This is a genomic window from Klebsiella sp. GN_Kp190 (assembly GCF_040061795.1).
Lineage (GTDB): Bacteria > Pseudomonadota > Gammaproteobacteria > Enterobacterales > Enterobacteriaceae > Klebsiella > Klebsiella michiganensis.
In genome coordinates, this window is sequence record NZ_JBEAFN010000001.1 from 15581 (window position 1) to 31408 (window position 15828).

The 15828-nt window shown below is 51.8% G+C and carries 15 protein-coding genes; 1 reads left to right on the top strand and 14 read right to left on the bottom strand.

Annotated features, from left to right (window positions below; translation table 11 throughout):
* Positions 1-171: 171 nt before the first annotated feature.
* Together ABLU67_RS00075 and ABLU67_RS00080 are read right to left on the bottom strand one after the other, a co-directional pair.
* Positions 172-549, bottom strand: coding sequence for a RidA family protein (locus ABLU67_RS00075; RefSeq protein WP_064375176.1), 378 nt, complete (start codon positions 547-549; stop codon positions 172-174).
* A gap of 580 nt (positions 550-1129) precedes the next feature.
* Complete coding sequence (locus ABLU67_RS00080; RefSeq protein WP_064358333.1) at positions 1130-1351, bottom strand: cold-shock protein; 222 nt, start codon at positions 1349-1351, stop codon at positions 1130-1132.
* 663 nt (positions 1352-2014) lie between these two features.
* Here ABLU67_RS00080 and ABLU67_RS00085 point away from each other — a divergent pair.
* Positions 2015-2227 carry a cold-shock protein gene (locus tag ABLU67_RS00085; RefSeq protein ID WP_004849644.1) on the top strand — a complete coding sequence of 71 codons (213 nt, stop codon included), beginning with the start codon at positions 2015-2017 and terminating at the stop codon, positions 2225-2227.
* A gap of 137 nt (positions 2228-2364) precedes the next feature.
* On the opposite strand, the gene ABLU67_RS00090 is transcribed toward ABLU67_RS00085, so the two are convergent.
* From ABLU67_RS00090 to ABLU67_RS00145, 12 genes are all read right to left on the bottom strand, one after another.
* Positions 2365-3798: a DASS family sodium-coupled anion symporter gene (locus tag ABLU67_RS00090; protein WP_348852089.1), complete on the bottom strand. Its 1434-nt coding sequence runs from the start codon at positions 3796-3798 to the stop codon at positions 2365-2367.
* Between the two features lie 108 nt (positions 3799-3906).
* Positions 3907-6507, bottom strand: a complete 2601-nt coding sequence (gene acnB, locus ABLU67_RS00095) for a bifunctional aconitate hydratase 2/2-methylisocitrate dehydratase (RefSeq protein ID WP_348852090.1) — start codon at positions 6505-6507, stop codon at positions 3907-3909.
* A 67-nt stretch (positions 6508-6574) separates the two neighbouring features.
* Positions 6575-7141 carry an alpha/beta hydrolase gene (locus ABLU67_RS00100; protein ID WP_014838027.1) on the bottom strand — a complete coding sequence of 189 codons (567 nt, stop codon included), beginning with the start codon at positions 7139-7141 and terminating at the stop codon, positions 6575-6577.
* 32 nt (positions 7142-7173) lie between these two features.
* Positions 7174-8046, bottom strand: coding sequence for a triphosphoribosyl-dephospho-CoA synthase CitG (gene citG, locus ABLU67_RS00105; protein ID WP_064381232.1), 873 nt, complete (start codon positions 8044-8046; stop codon positions 7174-7176).
* Positions 8021-8569 carry a citrate lyase holo-[acyl-carrier protein] synthase gene (gene citX, locus ABLU67_RS00110; RefSeq protein ID WP_014228731.1) on the bottom strand — a complete coding sequence of 183 codons (549 nt, stop codon included), beginning with the start codon at positions 8567-8569 and terminating at the stop codon, positions 8021-8023. Before citX ends, citG begins: the two co-directional genes overlap by 26 nt.
* Positions 8566-10086: a citrate lyase subunit alpha gene (gene citF / locus ABLU67_RS00115; RefSeq protein WP_032749691.1), complete on the bottom strand. Its 1521-nt coding sequence runs from the start codon at positions 10084-10086 to the stop codon at positions 8566-8568. Before citF ends, citX begins: the two co-directional genes overlap by 4 nt.
* A 33-nt stretch (positions 10087-10119) precedes the next feature.
* Entirely contained in the window at positions 10120-10995 is an 876-nt protein-coding gene (gene citE, locus ABLU67_RS00120; RefSeq protein WP_014228729.1) for a citrate (pro-3S)-lyase subunit beta, read from the bottom strand.
* Entirely contained in the window at positions 10995-11285 is a 291-nt protein-coding gene (gene citD, locus ABLU67_RS00125; RefSeq protein WP_004849626.1) for a citrate lyase acyl carrier protein, read from the bottom strand. Before citD ends, citE begins: the two co-directional genes overlap by 1 nt.
* 24 nt (positions 11286-11309) lie before the next feature.
* Entirely contained in the window at positions 11310-12383 is a 1074-nt protein-coding gene (gene citC / locus ABLU67_RS00130; RefSeq protein ID WP_046877447.1) for a [citrate (pro-3S)-lyase] ligase, read from the bottom strand.
* A 21-nt stretch (positions 12384-12404) separates the two neighbouring features.
* Entirely contained in the window at positions 12405-13307 is a 903-nt protein-coding gene (locus ABLU67_RS00135) for a fumarylacetoacetate hydrolase family protein (protein ID WP_064358337.1), read from the bottom strand.
* A 79-nt stretch (positions 13308-13386) separates the two neighbouring features.
* Positions 13387-14625 (bottom strand): MFS transporter, encoded by a 1239-nt coding sequence (locus tag ABLU67_RS00140; RefSeq protein ID WP_004849622.1) that lies wholly within the window; start codon positions 14623-14625, stop codon positions 13387-13389.
* Between the two features lie 94 nt (positions 14626-14719).
* Positions 14720-15808 (bottom strand): 4-oxalomesaconate tautomerase, encoded by a 1089-nt coding sequence (locus ABLU67_RS00145; protein WP_348852091.1) that lies wholly within the window; start codon positions 15806-15808, stop codon positions 14720-14722.
* Between the last annotated feature and the right edge of the window lie 20 nt (positions 15809-15828).

Below are 15828 nucleotides of genomic sequence, written 5' to 3' on the forward strand. Positions count from 1 at the left end.
AGGGAGGTCGTTGGCAGGTGGCGCATAATGAAAAACGTGTCTGCCGCGTTATGCCTCTACTTTACGCATAACCAGGTGAGAATAAATATTGTTTGTTTAACCGAATGCATCAAATAAATTGATTGAGTCTGCCCGGCGGCGCAGACCGCGGCCCGGGCAATAAACACTGGCTCACAGGCCGAATATCGCCTCAATTTCTATTTTGAGATCCGCAGAAAACAGGCGGCTGACTTCTACGAGCGAGCTGGCGGGTAGATGATTGCCGTAGTTCCGGTAAAGCACTTTGCGCAACTCGTCGATCTCATCAAAAGAAGTGATAAAGATCGTGACTTTGATAAGAGAGGAAAAATCGATGCCTTCGGCGCGGGCAACGGTTCGTATCTGCGTAAAAACCTCCTCCGCCTGTGCGCCAATACCGGCCTGCTGCGCACGGGTGCCAAACGCGGTGAGCCCTGAAATATAGAGCGTGTTCCCGTGCTTAACCGAATGAACGTAGGGTGCCTTGACCTCGCCCAGTTCAGGGTAATTTTTCCGTACCATCTGACCCATACACTCCTCCTTATTTAACAAGAAACTGACTTGCCTCACTCGTTCGGCGGTCTTGTCGTCAGCCGCTAAACAGCGGCTGTTAAGGCTAATGGCGCGCGCTTTTCATGGCATCCTGCTTGCCCGGATTGCACGGCTCTTTTGTGCCTGGAAGATAAAATTTTCCGGACGAGTCAGGCTACGTTCCGCCGGGGCAACCATCGCGTCCAGACGCGGTCGCGCTGCTATCAGAGCCATTGCCCCCATCCGAGTTATTCCCATTCCCGCCGTCGCCGCCATTCCCGCCGTTAGCGGCAAAGGCTGAGCATGCGCACAGCATGAAGAAACACACCAAAAAGCGTCTGACCATCACTATCCCCTGTCATCGGATTTAAATACTGACTGAAAGCCGATGAATTGTACGCGCTTCCAGAATCCGTTGAACGCATTTCTGCCGCATCGCCGGATAAGAAAAACCGTACGCAACGCGACTGTCGTTGCGCTCAGGGACAGGACATGGAATAAGGGAGGAATAATCCTGGGACAGGCCGTTGTGATATCGCCAGCACGGCTTTCGCTATCGCGGGCGTAACGCTATAAATCGTTATTTATCGCACAGTATGACATGGGTGGCGGCAGGGCCTTTGTCATCTCTTTGGAGTATGGCATATTCAACTTTCTGGCCTTCAAACAGGGTATTAAAATTATCACCACGCAGCGCCGAGCAATGGACCGAGATATCTTTACCGCCATCGAGAGGTGAAATGAAACCAAATCCCTTCGACTCATTATACCACTTGACCAGACCTTTAATTCTTGAGGACATACTGACTCCAGTTGCGCATCAGGTAATTGACAGAAAACGTGTCGGATTAAACGTATGGACTCAAAAGAAAGGGGGTATCAACGATAGCGCCTGGTAATGAGAACGGGCCGGTAAAATTTTTAAGTGCATGCGTTTTTTCGGATTAATAATTTCATTAAGGCATGAATACCATTAATAAGCAACTGAAATTTTAGCCGTCCAGATACCCCGATAGGGATAAATAATGAGAAACGGCCTAAATTAATCGCGCTGCGACCGGTGATATGGCTTCACCGCCGGGTGAGCCTGTTCGGAAAAATAAAAAAACATTCTCTGCAGATTCATCCACGTTACCTTAACCAAAAATCGATTTAACTCAATGAAATTCTGAAAGTTATTATCATTACGCCATCAGCAAGGCGCTGCTGAATCACTCCCCCTCTTCCCGAATCACCCTCCGCCCCGGCAATATCAATTGAAATAAGTCTTGCTATCCGCGGTGAAGTATGTGACTAATGATTGGTCGGTTAAGTACACAGACATAATAAAGCGGTTCAGTAAAGCAGTCCTCATCTTAAGTGTTATCCGTTGATAATTCTTCCTTTTGAGTCTCCTTATCGTTATTAATTAGATTCTGTGCGAAACCTTTTCGCCGTAAGGCTCAGATATGTTGAGGTATTATCAATGTCTAATAAAATGACTGGTTTAGTAAAATGGTTTAATGAGTCGAAAGGCTTTGGTTTCATCACCCCGGACAACGGTAGCAAAGATGTGTTTGTACATTTTTCCGCTATCCAGGGCGGCGGTTTTAAAACCCTGAACGAAGGCCAGAAAGTCGAATTCACCATTGAAGATGGCCAGAAAGGCCCTTCTGCCGGTAACGTCTTCGCCATCTAAGCTGCGCTTTATTTGCTGGCGGTAGATTTCAGCTTCGCTGCCGATGATGGACTCACGCCAGTTAAAAAACCCTGACATCATGTCGGGGTTTTTTCGTTATATCGCGAGCCGTCAGGTAATAAAAAACAAGGCTGGCCTCAGAGTATTCCGTGCTGAATCAAAAAGCCCCACCACGGAATGCCGACAACCATATGCAGCAGAAACGTTAATAAAGCGATTATGGTCCCGGTTAACCACCAGGATTTAATATCGTTATAACCGGCGGCAAAGATAATCGGCCCGGCGGCACCGCCATAGTGCGTGATACAGCCCCCGTAAGAGTTAGAAAACAGGATGGCGAGCGCCAGCAGCGCAGGCGCCGTTCCGGTAACCAGTCCGACGGTGGCGAAGACGGGAACCATAGCCGCGACGTATGCACCGCCGGAGGCGAATAAATAGCGCACGACGATGCTTAAAAAAACAATAATCACAATGGTCGTGTTACCGGCGCCGAGGAAATCCAGATGCTCGGACATAAAGGCGGCAAGCCATTTAAAAAATCCCTCTTTGCTTAAGGTCGCACTCAGTCCAATAATGCCGCCGTACCAGATTAACGTATTCCAGCCGCCCTTATTTTGCAGCACATCATTCCAGCAAATGACATTCGTGAGCAAAGCGCCAGCCATGGCAATCACCGCAACGGAGGATTCATTCAGCCCCAGATAATGAGAAAATATCCAGCCGGAGAGTGCGGAGATAAAGACCACGATCAGCCCTGTCTCTTTCGAACTGATGGGCCCCAGGCCATTCAGGCCCGCAGTGGCTATTTTTACATTGTCTATTTCTTTTAATTGCGGGCGCACTATTTTGTAGGTGATATAAGGAATGACGGCTAACATCAATAGCCCAAGCGGTACCCCCGCCAGAGCCCACCCTACCCAGCTTATGCGGATATGAAAAATATCGGAAATTAACTGTAACGCTAAGGCATTTCCGGCAAACGCGGTCAAAAACATATAGCTGGTGGTTTTAGTCACCATATAGATATTCACCATCAGATAACGTCCGGCCTGACGCGGACTCTCTTTTGGCGTTGAACCTAACACCAGGGCAATGCTATTGATAATCGGGAATACGACGCCGCCGGCGCGTGCGGTGTTAGAGGGCGTCGCCGGTGACAGCATTAAATCCAACAGCGCCGTGACATACCCCAGCCGCAGGGTTGTCCCACCGAACTTTAAAATAAACCAGTACGCCAGACGTTTCCCTAATCCGGTGGTGACAAAAGCGGCGCTCAAAGTAAACGCGCTAAATACCAGCCATGTCGTTCCCGAGGAAAAACCGCTCAGTACATCCATTGACCTGACGGGGGAGTCATCAAATCGTGCCACCGTTAAGCACGACAAGCCTACCGCCGACAGCATGATAACCGGCTCAGGATAAGGCTTACTCACCAGACCTATAATGGATGCCAGGTAGATACCGGCCAGTATCCAGGCTTCTTTCGTTAATCCCGCGGGGGGTGGAATGATGATTGCTAATATAATAATAAAAATAAGCACCGCTATTTTTATTAGCTTTGACTTCAACATGCTTCACCTCGGCTACAATCCGTGTCATTAAAAGCAGAAGCCTCTTTCTTCTGAAGCTTCCGCTGAACAAGTGAGCTATTCACCGTTATTGCTTAATGCAGTAAAGAATTAGCCAGCGAATGTTTTAATAATATTTTTTCCATCATTCGTTGACTGATACTCTGGCAGCCGATCGAAGTTCAGGTAACGATAAATATCGTTCCTTGATGCTTTGATTTTATCCATGTGCCAGAAATATTGTTCAACGGTCGGCATTTTCCCTATCATCGCCGCCACGGCGCTCAGCTCCGCCGATGCTAAAAAAACGTTCGCATCGGTGCCCAGACGATTCGGGAAGTTACGAGTCGATGTTGAAACAACGGAACTGCCCTGACGTACCCGCGCCTGGTTCCCCATACACAGCGAACAGCCGGCGGGTTCGATTCTGGCGCCCGTTTTTATAAACTGATTAAAGTAGCCTTCACTGGCAAGCTGACGCGCATCCATTTTCGTCGGCGGAGCCAGCCACAGCCGTACGGGTATCTCGCGGGCGTCGGCAATAATTTTACCGGCGGCGCGGAAATGGCCAATATTCGTCATGCAGGAGCCAATAAAGACCTCATCTATCGGCGTACGCGCGACTTCCGACAGCAGCCGGGCGTCATCCGGATCGTTCGGCGCACAGACGATGGGTTCGGTAATTTCCGTGAGATCGATCTCAATCACCGCGGCATATTCGGCGTTCTCATCGGCCACCAGCAGCGACGGATTCGCCAGCCATGCCTCAATTTCCGCAATTCGCCGCGCCAGCGTGTCGGCATTTTCATAACCCTGATTAATCATCCAGCGTAGCAATGTGGCATTGGAGCGCAGGTATTCCGCCACGTTCTCCTCTTCCAGACGCAGCACGCACGCCGCTGCGGAGCGTTCGGCCGAGGCGTCGGCCAGTTCAAAGGCCTGCTCCGCTTTCAGCATCCCGAGCCCTTCGATTTCCAGGATACGGCCGGAGAAAATATTGATCTTATTTTTTTTCTCCACCGTCAGTAATCCCTGCTTGCGGGCATAGAGCGGAATAGCGTGAACCAGATCGCGCAGGGTTATCCCCTGCTGCATCTCTCCCGTAAAACGGACCAGTACGGACTCCGGCATATCCAGCGGCATAATGCCCGTTGCCGCAGCAAAGGCCACCAGCCCGGATCCCCCGGGAAAAGAGATGCCAAGCGGGAAACGGGTGTGCGAATCCGCCCCGGTCCCCACGGTATCAGGAATCAGCATACGGTTAAGCCAGGAGTGGATAATGCCATCACCCGGCTTCAGCGCCACGCCGTTTCGGCGGCTGATAAACTCGGGCAGCGTTTCATGCAGCTTCACATCAACCGGCTTGGGATAGGCCGAAGTATGGCAGAAAGACTGCATAACCAAATCAGCGGAAAAATTCAGGCAGGCCAGATCGGTAAGCTCATCGCGCGTCATTCCTCCGGTGGTATCCTGCGAACCGACGGTGGTGACTCGCGGCTCGCAGTACTGTCCTGGTCGGATCCCGGCAACGCCGCAGGCTCTCCCCACTATTTTCTGCGCCAGCGTAAAGCCGGCGGCGGAGGGTGCCGGCGCTTTCGGCCGGCGGAAAACGTCGGAGGGCGCAAGGTTCAGTGATTGCCGCGCTCTGGCCGTCAGGCTGCGGCCAATAATCAGCGGAATGCGCCCTCCGGCGCGCACTTCATCCAGCAGAACGTCCGTTTTCAGGGAAAATGAGGTGACAGGACGCTGGCTGTGGGCTTCGCAAATTTCCCCGCGATACGGATAGAGATCAATCAGCATTCCCGTGGATAGCGCGGAAACATCCATTTCAAGGGGCAGCGCGCCGGAATCTTCCAGGGTATTAAAAAAGATGGGCGCAATATTGCCGCCAAAAACAAAGCCGCCGCTTCGTTTATTCGGCACCCATGGAATATCGTTGCCAAGGTGCCATAAAATAGAGTTAGTGGCCGATTTTCGCGAAGAGCCGGTGCCGACGGCATCGCCGACGTAGACCAGCGGATAGCCCTCTTTCTTTAACTGCTCTAGCTGTCGTATCGGCCCGCGGCTTCCCGGTTCATCCGGGCTGACGCCGTCGCGCGGATGACACAACATGGACAAGGCATGCAGAGGAATATCCGGACGTGACCATGCCTCGGGCGCAGGGGACAAATCATCAGTATTGGTTTCCCCCGTCACTTTGAATACTTTCAGCGTGATCTTCTCCGGCAGCGCCGGACGACGTAAAAACCATTCGGCGTCGGCCCATGACTGAATCACTTTTTGCGCCCAGGCATTTCCTTGTTTCGCCTTTTCTTCCACATCCTTAAATTTTTCAAAAATAAGCAGCGTGGCGCTTAATTGTTCCGCTGCGCTGCTGGCCCAGCGGGGATCGTCCAGTAAGTGAATGAGCGGTTGAATATTATAACCGCCCTGCATGGTGCCCAGCAGTTCAATAGCCTGCTGAGGCGCAATAATACTCGCCGGGTTTTCTTCTTTGATCTGCTGATAAAGAAAATCGGCTTTAATCTTCGCCGCCGGATCGACGCCCGGCGGCACGCGATGCGCTAACAGCTGTACAAGGGCATGTTTATCATCGCAGGTCTTGCTGGTCAGTAATGTAATTAATTCTTGCGTTTGCTCAGCGGTTAACGGCTTCGGTGGAATATTTTTTTCAGCGCGTTCGTCCACATGCTTATTATAAGCTTCTAACATATGCTCTCCGTTTCAGATGTTATTTATCTGAAGGTTGTTTATGTAATAGCGATATCGGGTGGTAAAATTAACTTTTAATAAATTGCGGTAAGCCTTCACAAAATTCTGCTAACTGCTCCAGACCATAATTCCACTCCCCGAATCCGGACTCAGCATTAATATGCCCGGCGTCACCCAGATCGATTAACCGCCCTCCCCAGCATTGCGCCCAGTACTGCGCTCGCTTAAAGGTCATTAACGGATCGTTTCGGCTGGCAAACAGGAGGCTGGGCACCCGCAGCCTCTCGGGAAGTACCGCCTCGTCCAGTTCGAAGAGCGATGGCTCCGCAGGCGCAACCATGACGATACCCGCGATGTTCACCTTTTGCGTCTGAATCAGGCGACATGCGGCGAGCGCCCCAAAGCTGTGGCCGACCAGCACGGCCGGCCGCTGACAGGTAGCCAGCTCCCGACGGATAGCGGATACCCAGGCATCGATATCCGGCTCCAGCCAGTTCCGCTGGCTTATCCGCTTCCAAAAAGGAAAACGACGACTCCAACAGCTTTGCCAGTGATGCTCATCGCTGTCTCGCAGGCCCGGTACCAGAATAATCGTCAACTTCTCGCTGAGCTGTTCCAGACGTTGGGTAGTCATAAAGCCTTCCTCTCCACGTTCAGTACCGCCCGTCAGGCCGGGTAATGGGAAAGTACCCAGCCAACGGCAAGGAGATCCGCGCTGCCGCCAGGGCTAATATTTCTGTCAATCAACGCCTTATCCATGTGTCTCAGCGCTTTTCTGAGCTTTTCACCCGCCAGGTGTTCTATCTTCAGAACGCGTTGCGCATAGCGCTGCACATACTGCAGGCCGCTCAGCCCGCCCCGGGACACCACATTGGTATCGGGGTTGAAGGCCATCAGGGCCAGCAGCATCCTGAGCAGCGCATCCTGCTCAGATAACCCCTCCCGCCGCGCTTTCTGCCACTGCGGCAGCCCGAACTGCCTGACGGTATAAAAGCCGTTCTCAGCCTCACCCCGCGCGCCGCTAAGCCCAAAGCGCTGAAAAATATGCTCGCCTTTGGTTTTGGCGAGGCCCTTTCTTTTCAGTTCCTGGCTAACCAGGCTCGCGCACATCGCGCGGGTTTCCTCGCACAGATTGCGCTGGCTAAGCATCTGGTTGCGCTTAACAAGGCGCCCAGCGGCGGCGCAAAGCAGGCCGAGGGAAAAAATGCCGCCTTTGTGGGTGTTTACTCCCCCCGTGGCGTTAAACATCGCCTGTTCGCAGGCCAGTCCTGTGGGCCTTATCGCCAATAGCGTCTGCGGGGCAGGCAAATCCGCCGTCGCCTTTCCCTGCGCAAAAAAGCGCGGAAACCAGGGCGAGACGGCGCGAATACTGGCCATAAACAGGGCAATGTTCATATCACGATGCGCGCCATTGTTCTCGCCATCAACCAGCCCGGGCTTTGGCGTTAATCTCACTTCCCGATACATCGCCTCGGCAGCCAACCAGGCGATGCTTTCCCGTTGCTTAGCCCGTTCAGCGTTGACCGCGAAAATAGTCATAGGCTAAATCCTCAATCACTTGCGCAAGTTCATTCTGAGAATGGCGGCGCATACGGGAACAGACGTGGGCAGCCTCATTGCAAATGAAGCATTTGCGCATCGGCTGTCGGATCGCGCTGCGCTTAATTAATCCGGATGTGGGACAAAAGACATCGATATCCCACAGACGCCCGAGAGGATGATGATCTTCAAGATGCGCCGTCACGTGCTTGATCATCCAGGCTGGCGCCGCTACGGACCAGAACGCTTCGGGCCCGGTGGGCTGAAAACGAACGTCGTGTCTGGAAACGCCCCAGCGATGTTTCCGCAGCAGCTGGCTGAACGCGTCCGTCGCCTCCGCCATAACCTGCCGGGCAAGCGGCGTATCTTTTACCTCTCCGGGCCAGACGAGCGTGGTGGATACCATTGGTTGTTCGAAGCGGCGCAGCCACGCCTGTTGTACACTCGCGCGCGCTTCTCTGGCTTTGAGGACTTCCTCAAGGGTGAGAGGGGCGCAGGAAGCGTTTGTTGTTTCGCCGATCATTCTTTCACCTGCCTTACCACATCAATGACGCTGCCATCGCGATAACGCACGACGCCGACAATGCGCGAGGTAAACTCAATAGGTTTCGGCTCGCCAGAAATTACCAGCGATGTCTGATAAAGCGCTTCGATGTCAACGACCGGCAAACCGGCCGCCGTCAGCCTCTCTTTGACTTCCGGACGGGCAGGATTCACGGCAATGCCGTGGTCGGTGACGAGCACGTCAATGCTCTCTCCCGGCGTTACGCGGGTCGTGACGTGCCTGACGACGGTGGGAATGCGGCTGCGGATCAGGGGCGCGACCACGATAGTTAAATTTGCCGCCGCCGCGACATCGCAATGTCCGCCCGATGCCCCGCGCATCACGCCGTCGGAGCCGGTCAGAACGTTGACGTTAAAATCCGTATCAATTTCCAGGGCGCTTAAGATGACGATATCCACGCGGTCGCAGCAGGCGGCTTTCGCCGCCGGGTTGGCGTAAACGCTGGTCGAGATTTCAACGTGGTGCGGATTTTTCGCCAGCGACTCCCCCGCAGCGCCATCAAAACTTTGTGTATCCAGCAGCTTAGTAATCAGCCCCTTTTCATGCAGATCGACAATACTGCCGGTAATGCCGCCTAAGGCAAAGCTGGCGACGATATTGTGTTTCCTCATGCGGGATTCCAGGAATCGCGTACAGGCGGTGGACGCCGCGCCCGATCCCGTTTGCAGAGAAAAGCCATCGCGAAAATAACCGGAATGCTCAATGACGTCCGCAGCAGACCGCGCGATCATCAGCTCTCGCGGATTGCTGGTCACGCGCGCGGCGCCAACGCTGATTTTCGCCGGGTCGCCTACGCTGTCGATTTTGACAATATAATCAACCTGATCCTGAATAATGCTGGCCGGCATATACGGAAACGGCTCAATGCTTTCCGTCAGCAAAACCACCTTGCGGGCATATTTTGCATCGACCATCGCGTAGCCAAGCGAGCCGCATCGGGATTTGCCGCCGCTGCCGCTGGCATTGCCATATTCGTCGCAGCAGGAGACCGCCAGGAACGCGACATCAATATTAATTTCACCCTTTTCAATCAGATTGACCCTGCCGCCGTGCGAGTGGATCTGTACCGGCTCCTCCATCAGGCCGTGTGAAATCGCATCCGCTAATTCACCGCGCATCCCGGAGGTATAGATTTTGCTAATTACGCCGTGTTTAATATGCTCGATCAGCGGCGCGTTGCAGGTCATCAGGGAACTTGACGCCAGCGTCAGCCCTCGCAGGCCTTTTTCCGCCAGCCTGGCCATAACGTAGTTAATCACTTGATCACCCTCGCGGAAGGCGTGATGAAATGAAACGGTCATCCCATCGCGTAAATCGCAGCGCGATAAAACTTCATCCAGCGTGTCAAAAAGTTTGCGCTGATATTTTTGCCGGGTATCCGCAAGATAGGGCGTATGGGTATTTGCGCCGGTAAATACCTCATACTGATGCTGGGCGCCGGATATATTATGAAGGGCTTCGGTTAATTGATTCATAGTTAAATCCTGTTGCTGGTGACTGAATGGAGATTATTGCCGGATGCCGGAGGCATTTTTACGTTCAATAACCACCCGGGCATGGTTGATGATCGGCGCGTCAATCATTTTGCCGTTCAGTGAAATCACCCCAAGTCCGCTACGCTCCCCTTCTTCGGCCGCGGCAATAACACGCTCCGCGTAATCAACTTCTTCCTGAGTGGGGGCATAGGCATTATGTAAGATCTCTATCTGCCGCGGATTAATAAGCGACTTACCGTTAAAGCCCATACGTTTAATCAAATCCACTTCTTTCAAAAAGCCGGCCTCGTCATTAATATCGGCATAGACCACGTCAAACGCATCAATACCTGCCCCGCGGGCCGCATGTAATACCGCGCAGCGTGCGTAAAACAGCTCGGTACCGTCGCCGCGTTCCGTTTGCATATCCATGACGTAATCAAACGCCGCCAGCGCAATCCCCATCAGGCGTTGAGAGGACCTGGCGATAGCGACGGCATTAATGACCCCCACCGCCGATTCAATCGCCGCCATCAGCTGCGTAGAGCCCACCGGGCGGCCGCAGCTCTCTTCAATACGCACAATTTCACGCTCAAGCTGGTAAATATCTTCCGGCGTATCGGTTTTGGGTAAACGGATAACATCGACGCCAGCGCGCACCGCCGCTTCCAGGTCTTTTAAGCCAAATGGCGTATTCAGCGGATTAATCCTGACAACGGTTTCAATATCTTTATACATAGGATGCTGTAGCGCATGGAACACCAGCAGCCGCGCGCTGTCTTTCTCTTTCAACGAGACCGCATCTTCCAGGTCAAACATGATTGAATCGGGTTTATAAATAAAGGCTGTTGAAAGCATAGCGGCGCTTGAACCCGGTAAAAAAAGCATGCTACGGCGTAATTTTTTCATCATAATTTTTCCCACGCAATTTCGTTGCTGGCCGTTCCCCGTAAAATCGCCGCCTGCATTCTGGCGCGGATAACGCAGTCCAGCGCACCCTTATCCTCAACAATAATTTGCCCCTGCGTAACGTTTAATGCGGAAAGTGTTTCATTAACCACCGCCGTAATCTGTTCACCAAATTGTTTGTACACTTCGCTGTTGATAGTAATATCGAGCCCATCATCGTAGGGGCTGACTTTGACAACCAGGTCGCTGGATTCCAGCGTCCCGGCGATTGCCGCATGTAATATTTTCATATAAATATCCTGAACAATGATTTATTAAGCATCAACCATATCTAAATCGGGCTGCTTAGATTGATTCGCTGATAACCATTTATATAAATAAGGCATCGTAGTTGCAGGCACCATACTTTTAACGGTGTGCATATCTTCGTGACTTAACAATTTCCTGACCGCAGAGGCGGAGATGGGAAAATTATTCATATCGGTCATCCGCTGAATCTCATTCACCTTGATACTGGCGGCAGGTATTGTCATCTCATCCTCCAGCCAGTGATGCATTGCGTCATTATATTGCGCGGTCACCTTACAGAAGGGTTCAGTACCAACAAAGCGCTGATTAATATTTAAAGCCGGTGCAATGTAACGGCGGAACATAAGCAAATCTATTGCGGCATACACCTCGTTAATAATTTGTTTTTCTTTGAGAAAGTAACCGGGGAATGTTCCTCGAGAAATAATATATTTTGAGCCAGGATGGACCGTAATATTAGGCAGATGCCGTGACCCCTCCTGAACCATGGCAAACCGTTGCCGAAAGGAAAACGTGGACAGATCTTCCTCAACGACAAAGACATGCAGCCAGTCGCACGCTTTTGCAGCCTGCTCAATCAGATACTGGTGCCCTAACGTAAAGGGATTTGCATTCATCACAATCCCGCCGATATTTCCGGCCGTCACCAAATGCTGGCCCCGCAGTTGGCGGCAGTAGCGATGGATGCCAACCGGCGAATTCTCCATCAGCGTCGCCCTGTTATCGAGGGTGACCAAAGGATAAAATCCGCATCCCTGGAACGACCGCACATTATCCGGACACGTCAGGAGAAAAAGCTGATGTTCGCCGTTCTGAACAGCCTGCAGCTCCGCTTCATGAATGATCTTCAGGCCTAGCGCCGTCCCGCGCCACTCTCTGGCAACCGCAATGCATTTTAACGTATTCCCCGCAAGCCCGGCGCAGGCAACCAGCTGCCGCTGGCAGCGCGCGACAACAAATTGCTCAATGTCGCCGTCGATGCCTAATCCATTGTTCTTCAGAAAGAGAATAATTTCGTCTCTGAAGGTACCGTTGCTAGTTTCCACTTTCTCGAATTCTAGCGTTTGGTCGGTGTACATCTTGTTTCTCCTGCCCATACCTTAATGAGCGTCAAATAATCTTGTCTGAGCCCGCGGAGACGACGACATCTGCAATTCGTGCTGCGGTTTTGATTCGACAATCGTATTCATGAGATGCCCAATATTTTCAATTACCACCTCGACCCGATCGCCTTCGTGCATAAAGAGTGGGGGCGTTCTTTTTTTACCGACGCCGCCAGGAGAGCCGGTAATAATGACATCGCCGGCGCTGAGCGCCGTAAAAGTACTGATATAGCTAATCAGATCGGCAACTTTATGGATCATACTGCTCGTTGAATCATTCTGAACCATAATGCCGTTCAAATAGGTTTGAATAGACAAGCGGTGGGGATCGGGTATTTCATCAACAGTTGTCAGGCAGGGACCAAACGCGCCGGTCTGCCGCCAGTTTTTCCCGGCGGTAAACCAGGCATGCTGCCAGTCGCGCACCGATCCATCCATATAGCAGCTATAGCCTGCAACATGGCTCAGGGCAGCGTCAGTATCGATATTCATACCCGGTTTGCCAATAATAACGGCCAGCTCACCTTCATAATCAAATTCATTGGATAGCGCGGGTTTTAATATCGGCGTTGCATGACCGGTTTGCGAGTCAGGAAAACGAATAAAGAGGGTCGGCGCATCGCTGGTTTCAGAAAACTCTTTTCTTTTTTCCGCATAGTTCATACCGACGCAGAAAATTTTCCCCGGATTTTCAATGACCGGTAAAAAAGTAATATCAGCCATCATAACATCGACCGGATAATTAACATATTGGCCGGCGATCTCAATAGCGCCCCACTGCAGTAAGTCCTTCAGCGTACGATATTGATGACCAATCTTGCTACCCAGGTCAATAATGCCTGTATCCGTCAATATTCCATAACTCTTACGACCATGATGAACATAGCTTGCTAATTTCATGATGACACCTTACTAACATTGAATTTCTTTACTCACGCCACTGGAGATGACGTGAGTCATTCACTTCGCCACGAAGGGTTTAAGACTCAACCGGAACCATGGCTTTTGTTTCGCTGGAAGACAAATACGTTGCAACCACCGCCCCCACGGCCAGTAGCGCAATAATGAATCCCGTCATCCCCTGCCAGCCCATAGAGTGGAAAACAAAGCCGTTCACGAAACCAATCACTGAGCCGCCCATGTAGTAGAAGAACAGATACAGCGCGACGGCCTGGCCACGTGCATGCGTTGCATTTTTACTTACCCAGCTTAAGCCAATGGAGTGACAACCAAAGAAACAACCGGTAAAAATGACCGCGCCGATAATAAAGGTGACGACGTTAGACGTTAAAGTCAGCAGCATTCCCAGCGCCATCATCACAAACAGCGCGCGCAGGACTCTCATACTGCCGTATTTTGCGGAAAGTCGTCCCGCCTGAGGGGCGGTGAAAAAGCTTAAGGCAAAGCTAAAGGAGAGCAGGCCCGCATTCGCCGGAGAAATATGAAAGGGTTCGCCTTTCAGGAAGAAAGCCAGGTAGTTATAGAGAGAGGTGAATACCCCAAAGATGATGAAGCTAATCACAAAGGCTAACGCCAGCTTTTTATTTTTAAAGTGAGATGCCGCGCCTTTCACCACGCGAAGAACGTTGAGGTTTTGCGTTGGCTTAAAGTTCTGAGACGCCGGGAGTAAAAAGTAAACCAGCAAAGCCACCAAAATCAGGCTGATCGCAAAACCATAGAAAATGGTATTTATTGAGATATGGTCGATCAGCTGGCTGGCCACAATACGCCCGGACATCCCTCCCATCGAGTTACCAAAAACGAAGTATCCGGTGACCACCCCCGCCACCACCGGCGCGACCTCCTCGCTGATATAGGCGGTTGCGGCAGCAGCGATACCGCTGAGCGCCAGGCCAATAACCGCACGCAGGGCCACCAGCATCGCCCATGATTCGACCAGAGGACAGAGCATCGTCAGCAGTCCGCCAAGTAGCAGCGAAACGATAATTAATTTTTTTCTGCCGTAATGATCGGACAGCGTTCCGGTGAATAATAAACCGATAGCCAGAAGCGCCGTTTCTGCGGAGAGAATGATACTCACCTGACTCACCGGCACATCATATTCGACGGCGAGAACGGGTAACAGAGGTTGAATAAAAAAGAGTGAGGCTAATTCTGCAAGGCCGGATAGCGCCAGGGCCAGGATGATCCGAATATAATTACTGACCTTGACGGGAGCAGAATTAAGCTGATTATCTTTCGTATGGGTTATAGCCATAAAATCCTCGACATTATTTTTTTAGGTACAGAGTTATGTAGCAACTACACGCGAGAGGACATCAGTATTGCACCGCATTAATGATATAAAATATTTATAATTCCTCCGCTAAAACATATTCCGGGACGCAAACCGTGCCTTCAAATAATTTACGGGAGGTTCTAATCACTGCGGCACGCGTTTTCTCAATATCCTCTCCCTCTTTGAGTAAAGATACGGAAATTTTTCCGCTCGGATGTTCAATATTAATAATATTGGTATACGGCGTCCTCGGCTGGTCGGCCACAATGTGATGGGCCACCGATCCTTCAATTATCGTGGCCGTGGATATGCCGATAGAGCCCGTAATAGCCAGTGATTTATGGCAGGTATGAGGCATAAAATAACGAACTCTGATAGTCCCGCCTGCGCCGGGCGCGCTCAGCAGAACCGGTTTAGGGATCACTTTATCGGCGACATCGCCCAGCCCCATTTTCGCACCTGCCTTGCGCCGGATCGTTTCCAGCTTATTCATAAACGCGCGATCGGCATCGAGGTCGGCCGGTGATTCGTCTCCCGTTTTGCCCATCCGCTCTGCCCTAATCAGCACCATCGGCATCGCCATATCAATGCAGGTGACTTCCACATCATCAATCACATCAACGACGTTACCGGTTGGCAGCAGCTTTCCCGTCTTGCATCCGGCGGAGTTAAGGAAAGTCAGGCCAATCGGCGCAGCGCAGCCGGGAACGCCATCAATGTGCGTATCGCCTTCATAGTTGACATAAAAATTCGGCGTTTGTACTTCCGCATCAACCAGCGTACCGGTATTCAGGTTGCGGATCCGCACTGTCGTCACCGGACTTTGCGCCTTAACCAGGCCTTTTTCAATCGCGAAGGGCCCTACGGCACAGAGCATATTACCGCAGTTAGGCGTGGTATCGACGCGGCGCTCGTTGACCATCACCTGAACAAATAAATAGTCGACGTCAGCATCCGGACTGTCCGAGGGGCTAACAATCGCGACTTTACTGGTTTGGGGGCTGCCGCCGCCAATACCATCAATTTCAAGTTCGTGACCCGCGCCCATTAAGCCCAGCAGCACAGCATCGCGTTCTTCAATTTTTGTCGGTAAATCACTGGCCAGAAGCACCGGGCCTTTCGAAGTACCGCCACGCATCAGTACACAAGGAATCTTTAACATTATGTTTCTCGTTTCACGCA